19 protein-coding genes and 1 tRNA gene are annotated in these 21,392 nt (G+C 71.1%); 6 read left to right on the forward strand and 14 right to left on the reverse strand.

Annotated elements, in window-relative coordinates; all coding sequences use genetic code 11:
• Positions 1-42: 42 nt before the first annotated feature.
• Genes ehuA through ehuB form a run of 4 tightly spaced genes read right to left on the reverse strand, consistent with a single transcriptional unit; the run spans position 43 to position 3,137 of the window.
• Positions 43-846 (reverse strand): ectoine/hydroxyectoine ABC transporter ATP-binding protein EhuA, encoded by an 804-nt coding sequence (gene ehuA / locus ACTWQR_RS25120; protein WP_443229416.1) that lies wholly within the window; start codon positions 844-846, stop codon positions 43-45.
• 10 nt (positions 847-856) lie between these two features.
• The gene (ehuD, locus tag ACTWQR_RS25125; protein ID WP_443229417.1) at positions 857-1,507 is read right to left on the reverse strand and encodes an ectoine/hydroxyectoine ABC transporter permease subunit EhuD; all 651 of its coding nucleotides are present in this window, start codon (positions 1,505-1,507) and stop codon (positions 857-859) included.
• On the reverse strand, positions 1,504-2,223 hold the full coding sequence (gene ehuC, locus ACTWQR_RS25130) for an ectoine/hydroxyectoine ABC transporter permease subunit EhuC (protein WP_443229418.1): 720 nt from the start codon (positions 2,221-2,223) through the stop codon (positions 1,504-1,506). The genes ehuD and ehuC overlap by 4 nt, the downstream gene beginning before the upstream one ends.
• Positions 2,220-3,137: an ectoine/hydroxyectoine ABC transporter substrate-binding protein EhuB gene (gene ehuB / locus ACTWQR_RS25135; protein WP_443229419.1), complete on the reverse strand. Its 918-nt coding sequence runs from the start codon at positions 3,135-3,137 to the stop codon at positions 2,220-2,222. The genes ehuC and ehuB overlap by 4 nt, the downstream gene beginning before the upstream one ends.
• Before the next feature lie 97 nt (positions 3,138-3,234).
• Between ehuB and ACTWQR_RS25140 the strand changes: the two genes are divergently transcribed.
• The gene (locus tag ACTWQR_RS25140; protein ID WP_443229420.1) at positions 3,235-3,735 is read left to right on the forward strand and encodes a DUF3830 family protein; all 501 of its coding nucleotides are present in this window, start codon (positions 3,235-3,237) and stop codon (positions 3,733-3,735) included.
• Between the two features lie 142 nt (positions 3,736-3,877).
• Here the strand turns inward: ACTWQR_RS25140 and ACTWQR_RS25145 are convergent, their stop codons facing one another.
• Positions 3,878-5,308: an amidase gene (locus tag ACTWQR_RS25145; RefSeq protein WP_443229421.1), complete on the reverse strand. Its 1,431-nt coding sequence runs from the start codon at positions 5,306-5,308 to the stop codon at positions 3,878-3,880.
• A 22-nt stretch (positions 5,309-5,330) separates the two neighbouring features.
• Complete coding sequence (locus ACTWQR_RS25150) at positions 5,331-6,305, reverse strand: D-2-hydroxyacid dehydrogenase (protein WP_443229422.1); 975 nt, start codon at positions 6,303-6,305, stop codon at positions 5,331-5,333.
• Between the two features lie 260 nt (positions 6,306-6,565).
• Here ACTWQR_RS25150 and ACTWQR_RS25155 point away from each other — a divergent pair, with 260 nt between their 5' ends.
• The 3 genes from ACTWQR_RS25155 (at position 6,566) to ACTWQR_RS25165 (ending at position 9,419) form a co-directional block, all read left to right on the forward strand.
• On the forward strand, positions 6,566-7,354 hold the full coding sequence (locus tag ACTWQR_RS25155) for a maleate cis-trans isomerase family protein (RefSeq protein WP_443229423.1): 789 nt from the start codon (positions 6,566-6,568) through the stop codon (positions 7,352-7,354).
• Positions 7,351-8,082, forward strand: coding sequence for a maleate cis-trans isomerase family protein (locus ACTWQR_RS25160; RefSeq protein ID WP_443229424.1), 732 nt, complete (start codon positions 7,351-7,353; stop codon positions 8,080-8,082). The genes ACTWQR_RS25155 and ACTWQR_RS25160 overlap by 4 nt, the downstream gene beginning before the upstream one ends.
• Positions 8,083-8,294: 212 nt before the next feature.
• Positions 8,295-9,419 (forward strand): LLM class flavin-dependent oxidoreductase, encoded by a 1,125-nt coding sequence (locus ACTWQR_RS25165; protein WP_443229425.1) that lies wholly within the window; start codon positions 8,295-8,297, stop codon positions 9,417-9,419.
• Here the strand turns inward: ACTWQR_RS25165 and ACTWQR_RS25170 are convergent.
• The gene (locus tag ACTWQR_RS25170; protein ID WP_443229426.1) at positions 9,410-11,476 is read right to left on the reverse strand and encodes a putative bifunctional diguanylate cyclase/phosphodiesterase; all 2,067 of its coding nucleotides are present in this window, start codon (positions 11,474-11,476) and stop codon (positions 9,410-9,412) included. The two genes, ACTWQR_RS25165 and ACTWQR_RS25170, sit on opposite strands and share 10 nt — an antisense overlap.
• 660 nt (positions 11,477-12,136) lie before the next feature.
• Between ACTWQR_RS25170 and ACTWQR_RS25175 the strand changes: the two genes are divergently transcribed.
• A complete protein-coding gene (locus ACTWQR_RS25175; protein WP_443229427.1) occupies positions 12,137-13,516 on the forward strand; it encodes a M6 family metalloprotease domain-containing protein in 1,380 nt (459 codons plus the stop codon).
• A gap of 111 nt (positions 13,517-13,627) precedes the next feature.
• Here the strand turns inward: ACTWQR_RS25175 and ACTWQR_RS25180 are convergent.
• The 7 genes from ACTWQR_RS25180 to ACTWQR_RS25210 form a co-directional block, all read right to left on the reverse strand.
• Positions 13,628-13,701, reverse strand: a tRNA-Lys gene (locus ACTWQR_RS25180).
• Positions 13,692-14,483, reverse strand: a complete 792-nt coding sequence (locus ACTWQR_RS25185) for a bifunctional DNA primase/polymerase (protein WP_443229428.1) — start codon at positions 14,481-14,483, stop codon at positions 13,692-13,694. The genes ACTWQR_RS25180 and ACTWQR_RS25185 overlap by 10 nt, the downstream gene beginning before the upstream one ends.
• Before the next feature lie 191 nt (positions 14,484-14,674).
• Complete coding sequence (locus ACTWQR_RS25190) at positions 14,675-15,040, reverse strand: hypothetical protein (protein WP_443229429.1); 366 nt, start codon at positions 15,038-15,040, stop codon at positions 14,675-14,677.
• 145 nt (positions 15,041-15,185) lie between these two features.
• Positions 15,186-16,535: an AAA domain-containing protein gene (locus ACTWQR_RS25195; RefSeq protein ID WP_443229430.1), complete on the reverse strand. Its 1,350-nt coding sequence runs from the start codon at positions 16,533-16,535 to the stop codon at positions 15,186-15,188.
• Positions 16,532-18,205, reverse strand: a complete 1,674-nt coding sequence (locus ACTWQR_RS25200; RefSeq protein ID WP_443229431.1) for a hypothetical protein — start codon at positions 18,203-18,205, stop codon at positions 16,532-16,534. Before ACTWQR_RS25200 ends, ACTWQR_RS25195 begins: the two co-directional genes overlap by 4 nt.
• 157 nt (positions 18,206-18,362) lie before the next feature.
• Positions 18,363-19,604 (reverse strand): hypothetical protein, encoded by a 1,242-nt coding sequence (locus tag ACTWQR_RS25205; protein ID WP_443229517.1) that lies wholly within the window; start codon positions 19,602-19,604, stop codon positions 18,363-18,365.
• Positions 19,519-20,508, reverse strand: coding sequence for a phosphatase PAP2 family protein (locus tag ACTWQR_RS25210; protein ID WP_443229432.1), 990 nt, complete (start codon positions 20,506-20,508; stop codon positions 19,519-19,521). Before ACTWQR_RS25210 ends, ACTWQR_RS25205 begins: the two co-directional genes overlap by 86 nt.
• Positions 20,509-20,718: 210 nt before the next feature.
• Here ACTWQR_RS25210 and ACTWQR_RS25215 point away from each other — a divergent pair, with 210 nt between their 5' ends.
• A complete protein-coding gene (locus ACTWQR_RS25215) occupies positions 20,719-21,318 on the forward strand; it encodes a histidine phosphatase family protein (protein WP_443229433.1) in 600 nt (199 codons plus the stop codon).
• Positions 21,319-21,392 lie beyond the last annotated feature (74 nt).

The following is a 21,392-nucleotide window of genomic DNA, read 5'->3' on the forward strand; positions in this document are numbered from 1 at the left end:
GCCCCCCGGCGCGGGTCGGATCAGGGTGTCCGGTGTATTCGGTTACAGGACCGCGCTCAGGAACTCGCGGGTCCGGTCGTGGTCGGGATCGCCGAAGATCTTCTCCGGGGCTCCGGACTCGATGACGTGGCCCGAGTCGAACATCAGCACCTGGTCCGAGATGTCCCGGGCGAAGTTCATCTCGTGCGTCACGCAGAGCATCGTGATGTCCGTGGTGCGCGCGATGTCCCGCAGTACGTCGAGGACGCCCGCGACCAGCTCGGGGTCGAGCGCGGAGGTCACCTCGTCCAGGAGCAGCACCTGGGGGCGCATCGCCAGGGCCCGCGCGATCGCGACGCGCTGCTGCTGGCCGCCGGAGAGCTGGCTCGGGTACTTGTCGACGTGCTCCGTCAGGCCGACCAGTTCGAGCAGGTCGCGCGCCCGTTCGTCGGCCGCGTCCTTGGACATGCCGAGCACGGTGACCGGCGCCTCGGTGAGGTTGCGCAGCACCTTCATGTTCGGGAAGAGATTGAACTGCTGGAAGACCATCCCGATGTTCTTGCGGACCTCGCGGATGTGCTTCTCGCCGGCCGGGACGAGCTTGCCGTTCTTCTCCTCGTGGGTGAGGTAGTCGCCGTTTACCTTGATCGTGCCCTCGTCGGGCTTGGTCAGCGTCATCAGCAGGCGCAGGATCGTCGTCTTGCCGGAGCCGGAGGGCCCGATCAGCGTGACGTGCTTGCCTGAGTCGACCGAGAAGTCGAGGTGATCGAGGACGACGTTGTCCCCGAAACGCTTGGTGACCTGGTCGAAACGGATCAGCTCGCTGCCGTCCACCGGTCGGTTGGCGCCCGCGTCGGGGTCTTTCATCAAAGGGGTGTCAGCGGACAAGACGTCGCTCCAGGGCTCGCATGAGGAGGGAAGCCGGATAGGAAATGAGGATGAAGGCCACGCCGATGACCGTGAGCGGCTCCGTGAACTGGAAGTTCTGCTGGGCGAAGAGCCGCGCCTCACCGAGCATGTCCAGCACGGTGATCGTCATCAGCATCGGGGTGTCCTTGAGCATCGAGATGACGTAGTTGCCCAGTGCGGGCACGACCCGGCGGATCGCCTGCGGGAGGATCACCGCGGTCCAGGTGTGCCGCAGGGGCAGGTTCAGTGCCGTGGCCGCTTCCCACTGGCCGGGGGGCACCGCCTCGATGCCGGCCCGGTAGACCTGCATCGTGTAGGTCGAGTAGTGCAGGCCGATCGCGACGACACCGGTGGTCAGCGCGGAGAACGTGATGTTCCACTCGGGCAGCACATAGAAGAGGAAGAACAGCTGCACCAGCAGCGGGGTGTTCCGGATGAACTCCGTTACGACTCCCACCGGCCAGCGCACCCAGCGGGTCGGCGCCCGCATCAGCAGCGCCCACACCAGACCGAGGGCGAAGGAGATCAGCGAGCCGAGCACCAGGGCCTGCAGGGTGACCAGCAGTCCGTCCCAGAAGTGCGGCATGAAGTCGCCGACGGCGCTCCAGTCCCATTTCATGAGGCACCTCCGCCCGCGCCGACTCCGGTGGTCTCGGGCCGGGGCATCGGGATCTTGCGGAGCTCCGGCGCCTTGCCGACCCCGGCCTTCAGCCGTCGCTCCAGACCGCGCATGAGCCGCGTGAGCAGGAAGGCGATCACGAAGTAGATCAGCAGGACGTACGTGTAGATCTCCGCGCTCTCCTGCAGCGCGAGCCGCACCAGGTTGCCGCTGAACGCCAGGTCGCCCATGCCCATCACGGAGACCAGCGCCGTGCCCTTGAGCAGCTCGATCAGCAGGTTCGAGAACGGCGGGATCATCTCCGGCACCGCCTGCGGCAGCAGGATCAGCCGCATCCGCTGCCAGGGCGTGAAGCTCAGCGCGATGCCGCCCTCACGCTGTGCCGGGTCGACGGAGTTCAGGGCGCCGCGCACGATCTCGGAGCCGTACGCCCCGTACGTGAGCCCGAGCGCCAGCGTGCCCGCCCACATCGGGACGAGTTGCCAGCCGAAGGCGGGCGGCAGCACGAAGAACACCCAGAAGATCATGATCAGCGCGGAGGTGCCGCGGAACACCTCGGTGTAGAGGCCCGCGAGGAAGCGGACGATCCAGAGCCGGTGGGTGCGCGCGATGCCCACCACGAAGGAGACGGCCGCGGCCAGCAGCGCGCTGAAGACCAGCAGCTGGATGGTGGTCCAGATCCCCTTCAGTACGAGTTCCCAGAGTCCCGATGTCATCCGCCGCACAACTCCTTCGCGGTCATATCGGTCATCTCTTTCTCGGTGAAACCGAAGGGCTTGAGGATGCGGAACAGCTCGCCGCTCTCCTTCATCTTGTGCAACTCCACGTTGAAGGCGTCCCGCAGCTTCGTCTCCGTCGGGCGGAACGCGAAGCCGCCGCCGTCGACGTGCGGCTTGCCCTCCACGAGTGGCGCGAACGGCTCGGTCGACTCGGTCGTACGGGAGTTCTTGACGACCTCACGGGTGGTCAGCGCCGTCCCCGCGAAGACGTCGACGCGCCCCGCCTCGACGGCGTTCAGACCCGCGACCTGGTCCGGGACGATCAGGATGTCGCTCTGCTTGTACCCGGCCTCGACCGCGTAGCCGATCTCCGCGTAGCCGGTCCCGGTGGCGAACTTGGCCTTCTCCCGCACCACGTCCTTGTAGTCGCGCAGGTTCTTCGGGTTGCCCTTGCGCACGATGAACGCGTCGAGCATCTGGTAGTCCGGGTCGGAGAAGATGACCTGCTCGCAGCGCTCGGGGTTGATGTACATCCCGGCGGAGACGACGTCGAACTGCTGGGAGTTGAGGCCGGGAATGAGCGAGCCGAACTCCGTAGGCACCGGCTGGACGCTGTCCACCCCCAGCCGTTTGAAGATGACCTTCGCGAGCTCCGGGGCCTCGCCGGTGAGCTCGCCGTTCTTGTCGATGTAGCCGAAGGGGATCTCACCCGCGATGCCGAGGCGTACGACGCCCTGGGCCTTGAGGCGGTCGAGGAGATCACCGCCCTCCACGCCGGCCGCCGTGGTGGCGACCCGGCTGCAACCGGCTGCTCCGAGCGCGCCGAGTGCCGCGACGCCCGCCAGCAACGACCGGCGGCTCACGCCGCGTTTCTCTTCTTCCCGTGCGTCATTCCCAAGTGGTGGAGCCATGGCCGCGCGGCTACCCGGGACCAAGCGAGTTATGCAGATCGATTTCAGCCCTGTGTGGCGCCGACGCGGTCTTGACCCGCGCGGGACCATGGAGGGCATGGCCGATCGTTTCATTGAAATCTCGCTGGTCAAGCGGCAAGTCCACGGCACGGCACGACTGCTCGACGACCGCGCCCCGATCACCTGTGCGGCGGTCTGGGACGCCCTTCCGCTGAGCGGCGACGTATACCACGCGAAGTATGCCCGTAACGAGATCTATGCCCTTTTCCCGGCTTTCGCCGAGTCGGAGCCACCACTGGAGAACCCGACCGTCACTCCCATCCCCGGCGACCTCTGCTACTTCTCCTTCTCGGGCACCCAGTTGGGGACGCAGGCGTACGGCTACGGGGGTGCCTCCGGCGTGCGGGCGGGCACACCGGTGATCGACCTCGCGCTTTTTTACGAGCGCAACAATCTGCTGCTCAACGGGGATGTGGGGTGGGTGCCGGGCATCGTGTGGGGGCAGGTCGTGGAGGGGCTGGACGAGCTGGCGGAGGCGTGCAACGACCTGTGGCGCGCGGGAGCGTTGGGGGAGACGCTGAGTTTCCGGAGGGTCTGAGCCGGAGCGCTCCGCGGGTGGTGGGGACACTGCGGGCCGGTTGTGGCTGGTCACGCAGTTCCCCGCGCCCCCGTCAGGGCCCGCGCCCCCGTCAGGGCCCGCGCCCCCGTCAGGGCCCGCGCCCCCGTCAGGGCCCGTGCCCCTAAAGGGGCGCGGCCCCTCGCGCCTCAGCCGGGGGTGCGATCCCCGCGACCCCCGCCGAATACAGCGCGTGAGCCGTCCGCAGGACAAGCGCGTCCTGATGCCGCGCGGCCACGATCTGCATCCCCACCGGCAGACCGTCCCCGTCCACCCCGACGGGGACGGTCGCCGCCGGCTGCTGCGTCATGTTGAACGGGTACGTGAACGGTGTCCAGCCGGTCCAGCGCCGGTGCCCCGAACCGCGCGGCACCTCCACCCCCGCCTCGAACGCGGTCAGCGGCAGCGTCGGCGTGACCAGCAGGTCGTACGTGTCGTGGAACCGCCCCATCCGCCGCCCGAGATCCATGCGGACGTCCACGGCGGCGAGGTAGTCGAGCGCGCTGAAGCCGGCGCCGGTCGCGCAGATCTCCCGCAGCCCCGGGTCGAGCAGTGCCCGCTGGTGGGGTCCGAGGTGCTGGGTCACCCGGGCGGCGCCGCTGAACCACAGGGTGTGGAAGGCGTCCACGGGGTCGGTGACGTCGGGTTCGGTCTCCTCGACGTACGCGCCGAGCGCGGCCAGCCCCTCCACCGCCCGCCGTACCGCCGCCGCGACCGTCGGCTGCACGGCCACCTGGCCGCCCAGCGAGGGCGAGTACGCGACCCGCAGCCCGCGCACCCCGCCGTCCAAGCCGTCCGAGAAGGGCCCGGTCGGCGGCCCGAGCCCTGACCAGTCGCGGGAGTCCGACCCGCTGATCACGTCCAGCAGCAGCGCCGCGTCGGCGGCGTCCCGCGTCATCGGCCCCACGTGCGCGAGCGTCCCGAACGCGCTCGCGGGATACAGCGGCACCCGCCCGTACGTCGGCTTCAGCGCGAAGATCCCGCAGAAGGCCGCCGGGATACGCACGCTCCCGCCACCGTCCGTGCCGAGGGACAGCGGCCCCGCGCCCAGCGCCACGGCGGCCGCGCTCCCGCCGCTGGAGCCGCCCGCCGTGCGTGAGGCGTCGTACGGATTGCGCGTCACCCCGGACAGCGGTGAGTCCGTGACGCCCTTCCACCCGAACTCGGGTGTCGTCGTCTTGCCGAGGAAGACGGCGCCGTGCTCGCGCAGCCGGGCGACCGAGGGGGCGTCCTCGTCCCAACGGCCTTGTGGATCAATGGCCTTGGAGCCGCGCAGGGTCGGGGCGCCACGCAGCAGCAGGATGTCCTTGACGGTGACCGGAACCCCGTCCACCAGGCCCGCGGGCTCTCCGCGCCGCCAGCGGTCCGCCGACTCGGCCGCCCGCGTGAGGGCGTCGTCCGCGTCGACGCGGACGAACGCGTTCATGGTCGGCTGGATGCGCTCCGCCCGTTCCAGGGCCGCGCGCGTCGCGTCCACAGGGCTGAATTCGCCCTTGCGGTAGCCGTCGACGAGTTGTACCGCGGTCAGCTCGGTGAGTTCCGTGAGCTCCGTCATCCGTCCTCCAGCCGGCGAGACTTCAGTGTCCTGGTACGTACCCACGCGACTTGTCGACCACGTTCGTCAGCGGTTTCCCCGCCTCCCAGCGCTCGTACAACTCCACGAACTGCGTGCCCAGCTCGTCCCGCCAGCCCACGGTGTCCCCACTCATGTGCGGCGACACGATCAGCCCGGGGACCTCCCACAACGGGCTGCCGGGGCCCAGCGGTTCATGCTCGAAGACGTCGAGCGCCGCCCCCGCGATCCACCGCCGCGACAGCGCCTGAGCCAGCGCCTCCTCGTCGACGAGCTGCCCGCGTCCGACGTTGACGAAGCGCGCCGACGGCTGCATCAGCCCGAAGCGCCGCGCGTCGAACATTCCGTACGTGTCCGCCGTGAGCGGCGCCGCCGACACCACCCAGTCGGCGCGGGCCATCAGCCGGTCGAGCTCCTCGGGGCCGTGGACCCCGGAGCGCGGGGTGCGCCCGACGAGAGCCGTCGTGATGCCCAGAGCCTTCAGGGTCTGCGCGATCGCCCGCCCGATGGGCCCGGAACCCACCACGCACGCGCGCGTGCCCGCGATCCGCTGCGACTCGCGGTGCCGCCACTCCCGGGCGCGCTGGAGCTCCCACGTGCGCGGCAGATCCTTGGCCATCGCCAGGACCAGCGCGGCCACGTACTCCGCGATCGGCTGGTCGAAGACGCCGCGCGCGTTGGTCACCACCGTGTCGGACGCGGCGAGCTCGGGGCACATGAGGTGGTCCACGCCCGCGCTCGCCGTGTGCACCCAGCGCGGCCGGGGCCCCTCACCGGGCCAGGCCCGGCGCACCGCGTGCGAGGTGAAGTCCCACACCAGCAGGACATCCGCCGCGGGAAGGAGCGACGCCAGCGTCGACTCGTCGGCGTGCTCGATCCGTACGCGCCCGGTCAGCCGGCCGAGCCGGGGCGGCGGCTCGGCGTCCAGCACGAGCAGCGTCGTTTTTTCGGCCATGTGCGGGGACGTGGGAGCGGTCATCGGGGGGAAACCGTTTCGCAATGCGGGTCCGCTTCTCTGAGTCTGGGGGCACTCTCGCGGGACACGGCCAAGCCGTCTGAGATGCGCGGATTGACCACGCTCGCACCGGAACCTACCTTCGTCAACAGGGGCCCGTTTCAGTCTGATTCCCGTCCCTGCGTGTACTCCCCTGTCCCGACGTCCCGGCACGCGCCGGCTTGTGTCCCCCCGGCCTCCCGGCCGGTCTCCACCGCTCGCTCGACCTGAGTTTGGGGCTGCTCATGGACGTCTCCTTCCTTGGCGGACCACACCCTCAAAGGGGTGTCGGTGTCGTCGCACCGTTCGACTTCGCCCTCGACCGCGAGCTGTGGCGGTGGGTGCCCGACCATGTATCGCTGCACGTCACACGCACCCCGTACGTGCCTGTCGAGGTCAGTCTCGACCTGGCACGCCTGGTCAGCGAGCACGAGACACTCGGTGACGCGGTGCGCGCGCTGAACGCCGTCGAGCCGGAGATCGTCGCGTACGCCTGCACGTCGGGCAGCTTCGTCGGCGGCATCGCGGGCGAGCGCGCGATGTGCGAGGCCATGACCCGAGCGGGCGCGATGCCCTCCGTGACCACGTCCGGCGCGCTCCTGCAGGCACTGGACGAACTCGACGCGCGACGGGTCGCGCTGGTCACCCCCTACACGATCTCGGTCACCCAGTCCCTGGAGGACTACCTAGCCGAGGCGGGCATCAGGGTCACCGGCCGCGCCTACATGGGCCTGACCAGGCACATCTGGAAAGTCCCGTACCGAGACGTGGTCGACATGGCCCGCAGTGCCATCCGCGGCTCCGCCGACGCCCTCTTCATCAGCTGCACCAACCTCCCCACGTACGACGTCCTCCCGCAGCTGGAGGCCGAACTGCGCATTCCGGTGATCTCGGCCAACCAGGTGACGATGTGGGCCGCGCTGCGCCATCTGGGTACCCGAGCGGTAGGGCCGTATCAAGCGCTGATCGACGAGTCGGCGCGGCAGCGGCCCGTACCGCCCGCACTGCCGGAAGAACAGGAAGGTTGGGCATGACGGCTCTCGGATTCCTCTACCCGGGCCACTCGGCCGAGGACGACTATCCGCGCATCGAGCAGCTCCTGGGCAGCGACATCCGCCTCCCGCTCGTCCACACGGACATCGGCGAGGACGCCCACCGCGTGGACGCCCTGCTGGAGATGGGCTCGACGGACCGGCTCGCCGCCGGGGTCGAGGAGCTTCGGCTGTCCGGGGCCGAGGCGGTGGTCTGGGCCTGTACCAGCGGCAGTTTCGTGTACGGCTGGGAGGGCGCCCACGACCAGGTCCGCTCGCTGGCCCTGGCGGCAGGCATGCCCGCCTCCTCGACGTCCTTCGGCTTCGCCCACGCCGTGCCCGAGGTCGGCGCGCGGCGGGTCGCGATCGCCGCCACCTACCCGGACGACGTGGCCGCTCTCTTCGCCGAGTTCCTGACGGCCGCGGGGATCGAGGTGGTCTCGGTCAGCGGCAGCGGCATCATCACGGCGGCCGAGGTCGGGACGTGGGGCCGGGACGAGGTCCTGTTCCTGGCCGAGGAGGGCGACCATCCGTCGGCGGACGCGGTCCTCCTCCCGGACACCGCCCTCCACACGGCCTCCTACATCTCCGACCTGGAAAAGGCACTGTCAAAGCCGATCCTCACCGCCAACCAGGTCACGGTCTGGGAGGCCCTACGCCTGGCAGACCGCAGGGTGAACGCGCCCGAGCTGGGCACGCTGTTCACGAAGGAACCGATCGTGCAGGTCTAGTCGTCACGTCAAGGGTGCGTCCCGTAAGGGGCGCGGGGCTGTGACATCGTGCGGCTCCGCCGCGATGGAGGTCCCCCGCTCGAGCGAAGCCGAGAGTGGGGGAGCGACCAGCCCCCCCACACGAACCCGCACATCACTTCACCCGGGAATAAGCGGAGCCATCCTCCTGTTCGTACCCCGCGAAAGCGAGACGTACGAAACAGGAGGCCCCCGTGCCGGCAGCGGACCAGACGACGCCCCACGAAATCCGAGGCAAGGCAGCGGGCACCGCCCCGGTGCCACTCTCCGTACTGGACCTGGTCACCGTCGGCGCGGGCCGAACCGCAACCGACGCCCTACAGACCAGCGTCAACCTGTCCCGCCTCGCAGAGAACCGTGGCTACCACCGCTACTGGGTGGCTGAGCACCACTCCATGCCGGGCGTCGCCTCCTCCTCCCCGGCCGTGATCCTCGCCCACCTCGCCGCCCACACGAACCGCATCCGCCTGGGCTCCGGCGGCGTGATGCTCCCGAACCACGCCCCCCTGGTCATCGCGGAGCAGTTCGGCACGCTCGAAGCCATGGCCCCGGGCCGCGTCGACCTCGGCCTCGGCCGAGCCCCGGGCACGGACGGGGCCACGGCCGCCGCCCTCCGCCGCACGGAGCGCCTTAACGAGGGCGCCGACGACTTCCCCGAGCAGCTCGCGGAACTCACCCGCTTCCTGGACGACGACTTCCCGGACGGCCATCGGTACCGCCGGATCCACGCCGTCCCCGGCCCGATCCAGGCGACCTCACCCGGTGGCGTCCAGTCCCCGAACCGCCCCCCGATCTGGCTGCTCGGCTCCTCCGGCTTCAGCGCCCGCCTCGCCGGAGCCCTCGGCCTGCCGTTCGCCTTCGCGCACCACTTCTCGGCCCAGAACACGATCCCGGCCCTGGACCTCTACCGCGAGTCCTTCCAGCCGTCGGCGCTCATGTCCGCCCCGTACGCCCTCATCGGCGTCTCCGCGCTCGCGACGGACGACGAGAAGGAGGCCCGCCGCCAGGTCATGGCCGCCGCGCTGAACATGGTCCGACTGCGTACCGGCCGCCCCGGCCTGGTCCCCACTCCGGAGGAGGCCGAGGCGTACGAATTCAGCCCGATGGAGCGGGACTTCATCGACTCCTGGAACGCGAACGTCATCCACGGCACCGCCGACGAGGTCCGCTCCGGCCTCGACGACCTCCAGAAGCGCACCGGCGCCGACGAGTTGATGATCACGGGCAACGCCCACAGCGGCGACGTACGCCTGCGCTCGTACGAACTGATCGCGGACGCTTACGAGTTGCCGAAGACCGAGGTGAAGGCTCAGGGCTGAGGGCAGGTCGCCGCTGCCAATAGTGCGGAGATACGATCCGCCGCCACCGGCCGGGAGTACAGCCACCCCTGGCCGGTGTCGCAGCCGATGCGCCGCAGCCGGGAGGCCTGGCCCGCCGTCTCCACGCACTCGGCGGTGACCGTCAGGCCGAGCCGGTGGGCCAGCTGGATCATCGCCTCGACGATGATCTCGTCGGCCGGGTTGGGATGGGCGCCCGAATCCTCGTACTGGAAACCGCGCACGAACGAACCGTCGAGCTTCAGGACCGAGACCGGCAGGCGGCTGAGGTAGGCGAGGTTCGAGTAGCCCGTGCCGAAGTCGTCGATGGCGATGCGTACGCCCATGTCGCTGAGCGCCTGGAGGGCCTGGAGCGGCCGGCCCGCGGAGCCCATCACGGCGGACTCGGTGAGCTCCAACTGGAGGAGGTGCGGGGCCAGTCCGGTCTCCGCGAGGATCGCCGCCACGTCCGCCACCAGGTCGGAGTCCCAGACCTGACGCACCGCCACGTTCACGCTGACGAAGAGCGGCTCCGCGTCCGGGTGGTCCAACTGCCAGCGGCGGGCCTGCCGGCAGGCGGTGGCCAGCACCCAGCGGCCCAGCTGAACGATCGAACCGTCCTCCTCCGCCAATCCGATGAACCGATTCGGCGTCAGTGTGCCGAACTGAGGATGGTTCCATCGGACCAGTGCCTCGACCCCGCTCACGCCGCCGTCCTCCATGCAGACCAACGGCTGGTACTCCAGGGCGAATTCACCCTTCTCGACGGCGGGCCGGAGGGTGGAGGAGAGGGCCTGGCGGGTCATGCGGTGGGCGTTGCGCTCCGGGTCGAAGAGCGTCCAGCGGGACTTGCCGTCGGCCTTCGCCCAGTACAGCGTCGTGTCGGCGGCCTGCATGAGACCGGTGGCGGTGTTGCCCGCCGCGTGCCGCTCGACGACACCGATCGAGGCCGAGACCGAGAGCCGCTGCCCGGAGAGGTCGAAGGGCGCCTGGAGGGACTTCAGTACGGACTCGGCCAGGTCCGCCAGCTGCTCGGTACCCGTCGAGTCCTCGACCAGCAGTGCGAACTCGTCGCCGCCGAGCCGGGCGACCAGCGGCGTGGCCGTTCTCGCGTACCCGGCCGCGTTCGCGCAGCGCGTCAGCCGCTCCGCGACGGCCGCGAGCAGCCGGTCGCCGAGGCGGTGGCCGAGCGTGTCGTTGACCGCCTTGAAGCCGTCCAGGTCCAGATAGCAGAGCCCGATCCGGCCGGTGCCGGACTCCTCGTACGTCTCCGCCTCCAGTGCGGCCGACAGGCGCTCGAAGAAGAGCGTGCGGTTGGGCAGCCGTGTCACCGCGTCGTGCATCTGCAAGTGCCGTAGCCGGGCCTGGAGTTCGCGGCGGGCGCTGATGTCGGAGACCGAGAGCAGGACCGCCTGCTCCTCCTCGGGCAGGGGGCTGACCGTCACCTGGGCCCAGAGCGAGTGGCCGTCGGGGTGTTTCAGCCGACGCGTGCAGCGCAGGCGGGCCTGGCGGCCGCGGAGCACCTCGCGGTACGCGTGCCAGGTGCGGGCGTCCGAGGCCAGGTCCACCAGGTCGGCGGCGATCCGGCCGGTCAGCCCTTCCGGGCCCGCGCCGAGCAGCGCGGACAGCGTGTCGTTGGCCGTGACGACCAAGCCGTCGCGGCCGACCACGGCCATCGCGAGGGGGGCGGCGGCGAAGGTGGCGCGAAAGGTGCGGGCATCGACTCCGGCTCCGGCTCCGACTCCGGCTCCGGCTCCGACTCCGGCTCCGACTCCGGCTCCGACGTCGACGGCGGAGTGGGCTTCGTCGGCTTCGGCCTCGGGTGGAGGCGCCGACGCGATCGAGGGGCTGGTCAAGGGGTCGATCGAAGGACCGATCGAAGGACCGATCGAAGGACCGATCGAAGGACCGATCGAGGGGCCGACCAGGGGCTCGACGCGTGGGGCCCGCTCCTCGTGAGGAGGGGTCCCGGCGTGAGGAGAGGTCGTGATGTGACTCTCTGTGACGGTCGGTCGGACGAGATCTGCCGTGGGTGCCGGCCCATCGGACGTTCCGCTCACCGTTCGCTCCCGCTGTGCACTCGTTCGTCGTACAGGTCTCGTCGGGTGGTCGGCCGGTGGTGGACGGCCGCTCTAGCCGTGTCCGCGCAGGAAAGTGTGCCGATCATAGAGCTTGCCCGTAGGCCCTTCCAGCTACTCCTCAGTGTCCCGGAAGAACGCCTCACTTTGACAGATCGTTTCTGCCCGCACCTGGACGGGTTCCTTTCCTGGCCGATCGCTTGTGACGTTCCGTGAGTGCTCGGGGTGTCGGCGTGACTGGGCGCCCCCCTGGTGCTCCCCGGTGTTCTCGGTCGAATGTCGGCCCTCTCACTCCTTTGGTGCAGATAAACAGGACGTAACTGATCAAAACGGAACAGGCTGGGTGCGGTATCCCGAATTCCGCATCCGGAGGTCGACGTGCCGCGTCTGCTCCCCCTCAAGGGGCTCACCCGTGGCGGGGTTCGACCCCGTCGGAAGGGCCTCGGTCGGCACAGCCCGGGCCGGCTTGGCGCCTGCTGGCGTGTTCCGGACTGGCGTGTTCCGGACTGGCGTGTTCTGGGCCGACGTGTTCTGGGTCGCCGTGTTCCGGATTGGCGTGTTCTGGGCCGGTGGGGATCGGACTGGCGTGGCCCGGACTGGCGCGGGCCGAATTGGCGTGGGCCCGCGGCCGCGTTCACCTCCATGACCGCGCTCGCCGCCACATCCCTGGTGACGGGCCCTTCGAACGCCGTCCCCCTCTCGATGCCGTGCGCTCTGGAGCGGACCGAGGCCCACCACTCGGAAGGCCTGGACACCTGGAACGCCGCATATCCGCGCCCCACCCGCCGTCTCGACGCCGTGATGGTCTTCCTCTCCTTCCCGGACGCCGACCCGCTCACGACCCCCGCCGAACTGACGGCCGACTACTTCCCGGCCACCAGCCGCTTCTTCGAACGGGCCTCGTACGGCAAGTTCCAGTTGCGCCCGCACCCGCTCGGCGACTGGATCCGGATGCCGCGGGCCTCCACCTCGTACGCCATAGAGCGCGACTGGAGCGCGGCACGGCGCTCGGCGTATCTGCGTGACGCCCTCGCCGCGGCGGACGACCGGGTCGACTTCTCCCGCTACGACATCGTCTACTTCGTGGCCGATCCGGACGCGCCGGGCGTCGACTCGGACGCTACGAAGGTGGTGAACCTGGACACGCCGCTGCGGGCCGACGGGACGGACATCCGCCGGGTCGTCACGGTCTTCGAGCAGCATCCGCCGGACCGGCTGGTGCTGGCCCACGAGACCGGCCATGTCTTCGACCTGCCCGACCTCTACCAACGGCCCTCCGACGGCAAGGCCGACTGGGACACGTACGTCGGCGACTGGGACCTCATGGGCAGCCAGTTCGGGCTCGCGCCCGACCTGTTCGGCTGGCACAAGTGGAAGCTCGGATGGCTGGAACCGCGCCAGGTGGCGTGTGTGCGGGACGCGGGAGACGGGGGTACGCGGCTGACGCTGGAGCCGTTGGAGGTCGGGCCGGGGGAGGGGGCAGGGGAGGGGGCGGCTGCGGCGGGGTCGGAGATCTTTCCGGATTCCTTCGGGGCTGGTGGGGCTGTTGGGGCCAGCAGGTCGAGCGGGCCGAGCGGGTTCAGTGGGCCTGGTGGGTCGAGTGTGTCGGGGGGCGCTTCCGGGGCGATGGGCTTCGGAACCGAGAGCGGTTTCGGGTCCGGGAGCGGCTTCGGATCCGGGAACGGTACGAAGCTGGCGGTTGTGCGCACCGGGGCGGACAGCGTGGTCGCGTTCGAGGCACGGGCGCCGGTCGGCAACGACGGGGCGATCTGTTCGCAGGGCGTACTCGTCTACCGCGTACGCAGCGAGGCGGAGTCCGGGGGCGGGCCGATCGAGGTCGTCGACGCGCACCCCGAGTCCGAGTCCTGCTGGGAGGGCTCGGTCTACCCTCCGCTCGCGGACGCGCCGGTGGGGATCGGGGAGAGCTTCACCGTGCCGGGCGAGGACGTACGGATCGAGGTGGGGGACCGGACGCCTTCGGGGGCGTGGACGGTCACCATCTCTGCCAGTGCCCGGCGCTGAGCGTGCTCTGGTGCGGGTCGCGGGGTATCCGGGGTATCTGTCGCGGGCGTCTGAAGGCCGTGAGGGCATGCGAAAAGCCCCCCGCTTCCGCGAGGGGCTTTTCACCGTCTGTGCGCCGCCAGGGACTCGAACCCCGGACCCGCTGATTAAGAGTCAGCTGCTCTAACCAACTGAGCTAGCGGCGCCTGCTGACGTCGTAGACCTTAGCACCCTGATCGGCGGGAGGAAAAATCGATATCCGCGCCTCCGTCAAGGGGGCCTCCTGGTCCCCCCACCTCGGACGGACCTGGTCGACCGCACCTTCGTCGGCCCTGGGGCCGCCTCCGCCGGATCCTGCCGCACGGGCCGCCCGCACGGCAGCCCAGAGCAGGACCTCAGGACCCGGCAGCCACGGCCGACGGGTGTCGGGGGCGACGAGCCAGCGGGAGTCGGGGCAGTGGGCGGGCGCGGACGCGGGCGCGGCGTTCAGGGCGGCGGGGACCGTCACCGCGTCGCCGGTGCCGTGGCAGAGGAGTGGTGGGATCGAGCGGCCGCGGCCCGAGGTGCCGCCGGATCCCCACTCCTCCCACTTCAGGAGCGAGGGCAGGCGCTGCGCGGTGCCCGGAGCGGCGAACAGGAGGATCCGCCCCCCGTACACGGCCACCGGACCCGACCCCGGGCCCTCGCCCCACAACCGGTCGAGCATGTGGCGGCCGAAGATCGCGGGGGTATTGACGACGTCGAAGGCGGAGCCGCAGGGCAGGACCACCGGGGCGGTGGGGCGGTCCGCCCAGAGGGCGAGCGTGCTGCGCGGATACGTTCCTGTCGAGGCGAGCCAGGCGGCGCCCGCCGCGTTGACGTCCGAGCTGACGCTTGAGCCGATGCCCGGGCTGACGTCCGAGCTGGTGCCCGAGAGGGCGAACCGCTCCGGGAACGGTTCGCCGGGGCTTTGGGAGACGGTGCTTGCCGGGTTCCGTGTGCTGCTCATGGCTATACGTCTACGGGGGGTGAGGATGCCGTTCCCGAGGGTTGCCGGAAACGGAGACAGGGGTGGGCGGGGTGGAGTATCTTGCGCGGCTGGCATATGCCGCGGGGTCTTTCGGGGCGGCTCGTCGGAACGGCTCGCCAGGGGGCGGCTTGTCGGGAGCGGCCGGTCGCGAGTGCCTCAGCGCGAGTGCCTCAGATCGGGTCGGCGTACCCCTCGGCGTCCGCCCCGCTCAGCAGCTCCCGTCCGAACTCCACCATCTTCTTCGCGTAGTCCTCGGTCCACTCGGCCTGCTCGGCGATCACCGCGGGCGTGAGCCGGTCGAACCGCCGGGGATCGGCGAGCTGTGCGGCGGCCATCGCCTGGAACTCGACGGCGCGGTCGGTGGCCGCGCGGAACGCGTGGGTCAGCTCCGTGGCCCGGGACAGCAGCGCCCGGGGGTCGTCGATCGACTCCAGGTCGAAGAAGTGCTCAGGGTCGGCGACAGCCTCCGCGGGCTCGAAGAGCAGCGGCGCGGGGCGAAGCCGCGGCTCGTTCCGACGCGGCGTGGGCTCCGCCATGACTTCTCCTTCTCGTACGGTGGTCGACCCCTCCGTGTGGTGGGGCCATCGTCCATTGTCCCTTGACCGCGCAAGTGGGCCCAAGGCCCGGCTGACCGGCCCGGATGTACGCCCCCGCGCCACCCTCACGACACCCCGTGCTCCCTTACTGCCCCCAAGCCACCCGGTGCTCCGACAGATGCGCCAGCACCGCGTGGTTCGCCTCCCAGCCGTCCGGGAACTTCACCGTGACTCCGAGCTGGACCGGTTCCGTGGACGGGTGGTCGTCGAGGAGGTCGGTGACTCCGGCGCGGCAGACGACGATGCAGGCGTGGCGGTGGCGGGACGCCAGGACGCAGAGGCGGCCCGTTTCCAGGTGGAACGCCGTCGCGTCTGGGCGGCCCGAGAGGGGGTGCAGGACGACGGTCACGTCGTACTCGCGGCCCTGGAGGCGGTTCGCCGTGTCGACGGTCACCTCCTGGACGCCCAGCTCCGCCAGGGCCGAGCGGACCGCCGCCGCCTGGTCGCGGTGCGCCGTGCCGACGGCGATGCGGTCGGCGGTGAGCGGGACGGGGGCCGGGGAGCGCTCCGAGGTCGCCGCGCCGCCTCGGTCCAGCAGGCGGCGTACGACCTGGGCGAGGGCGCGTACCGCCTCGGGGTCCGTGCGAGGTGTGTGTCTGGCCGGGAGTTCCAGCAGGCCCCAACCCGCCTCCGCCGCCTCGTCGATGACCCGGTCCGGGCCCGAACCGTCCGACGGGACGGCGAAGGCGAGGCGGCGGTCGCCGTGGCCCGTACCGCTGCGGAACGGCGTGAACGGGTAGAACGCGTCCGAGACCAGCGGCGCCGCCGACGCCGGGAGCCGCCAGGAGACGGGGAGACGGTGCTGCGGGAGCTCCGGGTTGTGGGCGAGGAGCGTTGTCACTGCGGAGGCCGAGGGGTCGTACGACAGGCCCGCCCACTGCTCCGAGCCGACGATCGCGAACGGGTCCAGCTGGCCCGGGTCGCCCACGAACAGCGCCCGCTCGAAGAGTCCGGCCACGGCGAGCAGCGCGTCCGACCGCATCTGGTACGCCTCGTCGACGATCGCGTGCCGCCACGGCTCGACGCCCTTGACGTGTGCCCACTTCGCGGCCGTGGAGATGACGACGTCGAGCCCGGCGAGGTCTCCGGCCTTCGCGGACTTGCGGACGTTCGGCAGGTCGTCGAGCGCCTTGTCGTAAGGGTCCGCGTCACTGCTGTGCAGGCGGCCGACGGGCAGCCCGGGGTTCTTCTCGGCGAGCCGCAGGACCAGGTCGTCGACCTGCGCGTTGGTCTGCGCGATGACCATCAACGGGCGCCCGGCCTCGGCCAGTTCGAGCGCGGCCCGGACGACGAGCGTGGATTTGCCGGCGCCGGGCGGGGAGTCGACGACGACCCCGCGGTGCGTCCCGTGCAGGGTGTCGCGCAGGATCGCGTCGGTGGCGCGGCCGGCTTCGGCGCCGGGGTCGAAGCCGGCGGCAGTGGTCGCGGTGGTCACAGGACGTCCTCTTCGGTCACCGGGTCGGATGGCGGGGCGGAGGTGTCGCCCGGCGGCCCGCCGTGGGTCCACGGCGTCTCCTCCGGGTCGGGCAGCTTCGCGCCGCCCCGCTGTTCGTGCTCGAAGAGCGTGAAGCAGATGAGGTCGCCCTTCTCCGGCACCGACCCGGTCTCGGGCTCCTTGCCGCGGCCCATCTTGTCGACGACACGCAGGACGACCAGGGCGCCATTGCCACCGAGGGCGCAGTCGTCGTCGGGAGCGCCGTTGTCGTCGGGGACGCCACCGGACTCGTACGCCCCCGTTTCGCCCTTCTCCGCGTACCCCACGAACTCGGCTGCCTGCGGCTTGCCGCCGAGTGAGCGGTAGACCTTGGCGCGCTCGCCGAGGTGCGGCCGGTCGTCCGTGCGGACGGTCACCAGGGGGCGGGGGCTGGGCCGCTTGCCCTCGCTGTACGTCATGACGACATCTGTGACCTCGCCCGCGAAGGCCTCGCCGGCGAGGCGCCGTCCGGCCATGACGAGTGGGTCGTCGAGGGCCTCCTGGGCTTCGAGGCGGGCCTGTTCGCGCTCGCGCGTGGCGAGCTTGTTCGCGGCGGTGACCGCGTCGTCGCGGCGCGGCTGCGGGGGCTCTCCGGCGAGGACGCGGTCCCGGTGGCCTGTGAACGACCAGCGGTCGCGGGTCCATCGGTCCGCCGCGTGGGCGCCCTCGGGCAGCGCGCGCAGCAGGTCGAGGCCGCGCCACACCGCGTCCCAGGTGGGACGGGTGCGGCTTGCCACCAGGTCGCGGATCTGCCGCTCGGCGGCGGTGAGTTCTCCGAGTCGGTCGTCCGCCTGGATGCCGTCCTCGGCGGCCGCGAGTGCCGTACGCGCGCGGTCGTAGCGCTCGATGGCGGGGGCGAGCAGCTTGTTGTCGAACGCCGGGTCGGTGGCGGGCCCGGCGGGCGGGCAGACCAGCTGTCCCTTGGGGTCCCGCTGGAGCTCGGCCCGCAGCGCGGCCTCGGCGCCGGACTCGCCCTCGGGAGGATCGATCCAGGCCAGCAGCGCCCCGAGGTGCTGGTCCTCCAGGCTGCTCTGTCCGGTCGCCCAGTGCCGGGACAGTACGTCGGTGAGCGCGAGCAGCAGCGCTGAACCGGGCACGCGGGCCCGTTCCCCGAAATGCGTCAGCCACCGCCCGAGCAGCGGCACGCGCGGCGGCGCCGGATGCGGTGTCTCCGGATCCTGCTCGGCGGTGCGCCTGAACCGCATGGAACGCCCCAACAGCCGTACGAGATCGATGCCCGACCGGCTCGGCACGATCAACTGCGGTGCGTCCGCGCACAGTTCGACCTCCACCTTGACCCGCTTGCCGGTCTCCGGATCGGTCTCGTTGCGCTCGGCGGACTCCACGTCCTGCGCGTACGAGTCGACGTACGGCAGCACGATGTCCGCCAGCTCCGCGAGGAACGCGAACCGCAGGTCACGGTCCCGGGGCTGCGGTACGACGAGCAGCCGCGGCGCGTCCCGGTCGGTCCCGACCAGCGCGCCCAGCGGCGCCCCGGCCTCACCGGCGGTGATGAGCGGCACGAAGACGAGCGGGTGCTCGGAGAGATGCCGGTGGCGCACCGTGGCGAGGGGCTGCGCCCGGCCGGTGTCGACGGCTTCGAGGCGGGCGAGGGTGGTGATCAGGGACATGCGGCTCCCTCTTGGCCGGTGGCTGTCGCGACGCCGCGCTCCGCGCGGTTCGGGGTGGTATGTGCGGGTCGTGGATTACGTGCGGGTCGGTGGGGGCTGGTCGCGCAGTTCCCCGCGCCCCTTTCGGGACGGATACCGCGGCGGAGTTGGAACGGGCTCAGCACGTCGCACGCCCGGACACCTCGGGCCGCAGCGTCTCGGTGCCGCCCAGCGCCTCCGCGCGCAACTCCGCCGCTCTCCGCAGCGCGGCCACCGCCGGGTCGTCCGGATCGCCGGCCTCGCCGCGGGCCGCCGCCAGGACGTCATCGACCTTCGCGAGCCCGCCCAACTCCGCCCGCAGTGATCGCCCCAGCGACGTCACCGCGCCGTCCGCGCGGGAGCGGTCGCGGCAGTGGAAGGCGAGTTCGCAGGCGGAGAGGCACTCGGGGGCGTACGTCGCCGGGACCGACTCGACCGCCGCCGTCAGGTCGGCGGCGGGCAGGTCAGGGGCGAAACAGGTGCCCTCGGGGAGCGCGTCGGCGATGTCCTCGATGCGGGTGAGACGGTCCAACTGGCGGCGGGTCACCGAGCGCTGCTTGCGGATGTCGACAGCTGAGGCGGCGGGGAGGTTGGAGAAGTCCTTGGGGCAGACCAGCAACACCTTGTGCCGGACCTCGGGCGCGGGAGCGCTGTCCTGATCGCGCCCCTCCGGCTCCTCGCCGCGCCCCTCCGGCTCCCCGCCGAGCCGCGCCGCGACCCGCTCCAGCGCCAGTACGTACACCGCGGCCTGCCGTGCCGCCGCGCCGACCTTCGCCGCGTCCGCCGAGCCGTCCAGCATCGGGAAGGACTTGATCTCGACGACCGTCCAGCTCCCGTCGGGGTGGACGACCACCGCGTCCGGCTCCAGGAAGGCGGGGGAGCCCGCGACGTCCAGCGCGAGCAAAGGGTGGTCGAGCAGCGTCCAGGTGCCGGCCGCCGTGGCCTCGCGCAGAGCCAGGGCCGTACGGGCCGTGCGGCCCTCGGGGCCGACGGCCGTGAGGTCGGGAATGACACCGGCCGTGGGCGGCACGGCCCCGGCGTCCAGCTTCTCGTGCACGAGCCGCAGCAGCTCCGCACCCCCGTCGGCCTTGACCCGCGCCTCGAAGGCATTGCCCCGCATGAACGCGAACTGCGACTGCCCGAACGCCGACGGCGAGCCGAGCGCGCTCGCCAGCGCCGACTTGTTCACCCCCGCCCCGTCGAGGATCGCGCGCCGCTTGCAGCCGGGGTTCGCGGCGAGCGCCGCGAGAGCGCGCGCGTCGAGCGGTTGCGGCGGAACCGCCGGGCCGCGCAGCTCAGCGAGCCGGTGCCGGAGCGCCGTCCCCCGCGTCGGTGGGACTCGCTCCCGGTTCGGCTCCCTGCTCTGCGCCCGGAGTGGCACGGACCTTGCGCTGTCGGGGAAATTGCTCACCCGTGGAAGTCTGGCACCCCGCACTGACAATTGAGGAACCTGCGGCGTGCGGGCCCGCCGTGACCGGTGTGCGGCCCGCCGTGACCGGTGCGGGAGTCCGGACCCCGAGCCGCGCCCGGACCATGTCCGCGACCCGCAGCACCGGCCGGGTCACCAGCAGCCCGATCCCCATGACGACGGCGCCCGCGAGTGCGTCGAGGAAGTAGTGGTTGGCGGTGCCCATCACCACGATCGTGGTGATCAACGGGTACGCGACCCCCAGGACCTTGGTGAACCGCGTGCCCCCGTAGCGCCACAGGATCACCCCGCACCACAGCGCCCAGCCGACGTGCAGACTCGGCATCGCCGCGTACTGGTTCGTCATGCCGCCGAGCCCGCGCGGCGCGCTCGCCTCGCCGCCCCACCAGCCGTAGTCGCTGTACTGGGCCATCGTGTCGACGAACCCGTGGCTCGCGGACAGCAGCCGCGGCGGGCAGGTCGGCAGCAGCGTGAAGCCGATCAGGCCGACGAAGGTGGAGGCCATCAGCCAGGTCCGGGCGGCTCTGTAGCGCACGGTCCGGGACCGGAAGAGCCAGATCAGCACGGCGGGCGTGACCATGTAGTGCAGCGACGCGTACCAGAAGTCGGCGGGTATGCCGATCCAGGGCTCCCGCGTGAAGAGACGGTTCAGCGGGTGCTCGGCGTTGAGATAGAAGAACTTCTCGACGCGCAGGATCGCCAGACCGTGGTCGACGGCGCTGGTCACGTCCCCGCGCGCGAGCAGCCGTCCCGCCGAGTACGCCCCGTACACCAGCAAAATGATGGGCAGTTCTGTCCACCAGCGGAGGCGGGTGCGTGGTACCGCCTCGGTGCCCGGTACATCGGTCCGCAGCATCCGATCCCTCCCCCTCCAGCTTCCCTGGCCGATGTGACACAGGCCAGCCAATTTACGGTGTACGCGAAAGCCCCTGGGGGGCGCCCCTGGTGCTCAAAGACGCTGAGATCGCCCAGTGGGTTGCTCCAGTGGCCGGTGAGCGATGATGGAGTGATCCAAGCCTCATTCCTCCCTTCATTCCTTCCGTCATGCCTCCCGGAAAGGCCCCTCATGGCACCGCGCATCCTGCTGGCCCGGCACGGACAGACGGAGTGGTCGCTGTCCGGCAAGCACACCGGCAGGACCGACATCCCGCTCCTGGAGGAGGGCCGGCGCGGCGCCAAGCTGCTCGGCGAGCGCCTGCACCGGGCACCGCTCAACGGGCTGCCCGGCGTCGAGGTACGCACCAGCCCGCTGGCACGCGCGCGTGAGACCTGCGAACTCGCCGGGTTCGGCGACCGGGCGGCCACCTGGGACACGCTCATGGAATGGGACTACGGCGCGTACGAGGGCATGACCCCCGCCGAGATCCAGGTGGCCAGGCCGGAGTGGCTGATCTGGCGGGACGGGGTGCCCGAGGGGGAGACCCTCACTGAGGTCTCCGCGCGCGCGGACGAGGTCGTCGAGTGGGCGCTCGCCGAGGACCGTGACGTGCTGGTCTTCGCCCACGGGCACATCCTGCGGTCGATCGGTGCGCGCTGGCTGGGACTGCCGATCGCGTTCGCGGGGCGGATACGGCTGAACCCGACGTCGCTGTCCGTTCTTGGCTGGGCGTACGGGGAACCGGCGATCGAGAGCTGGAACGACCTGGGGCACCTGGCCGGGGCGTGAGCCCGGGTGTGAACCTGGGTGGGAATCGGGGCGTCACCCGTACTTCTGCTGATCCGCCTCCGGTGTCAACGGCG

This window comes from Streptomyces sp. 2A115 (assembly GCF_052245575.1).
Taxonomy (GTDB): Bacteria; Actinomycetota; Actinomycetes; order Streptomycetales; family Streptomycetaceae; genus Streptomyces.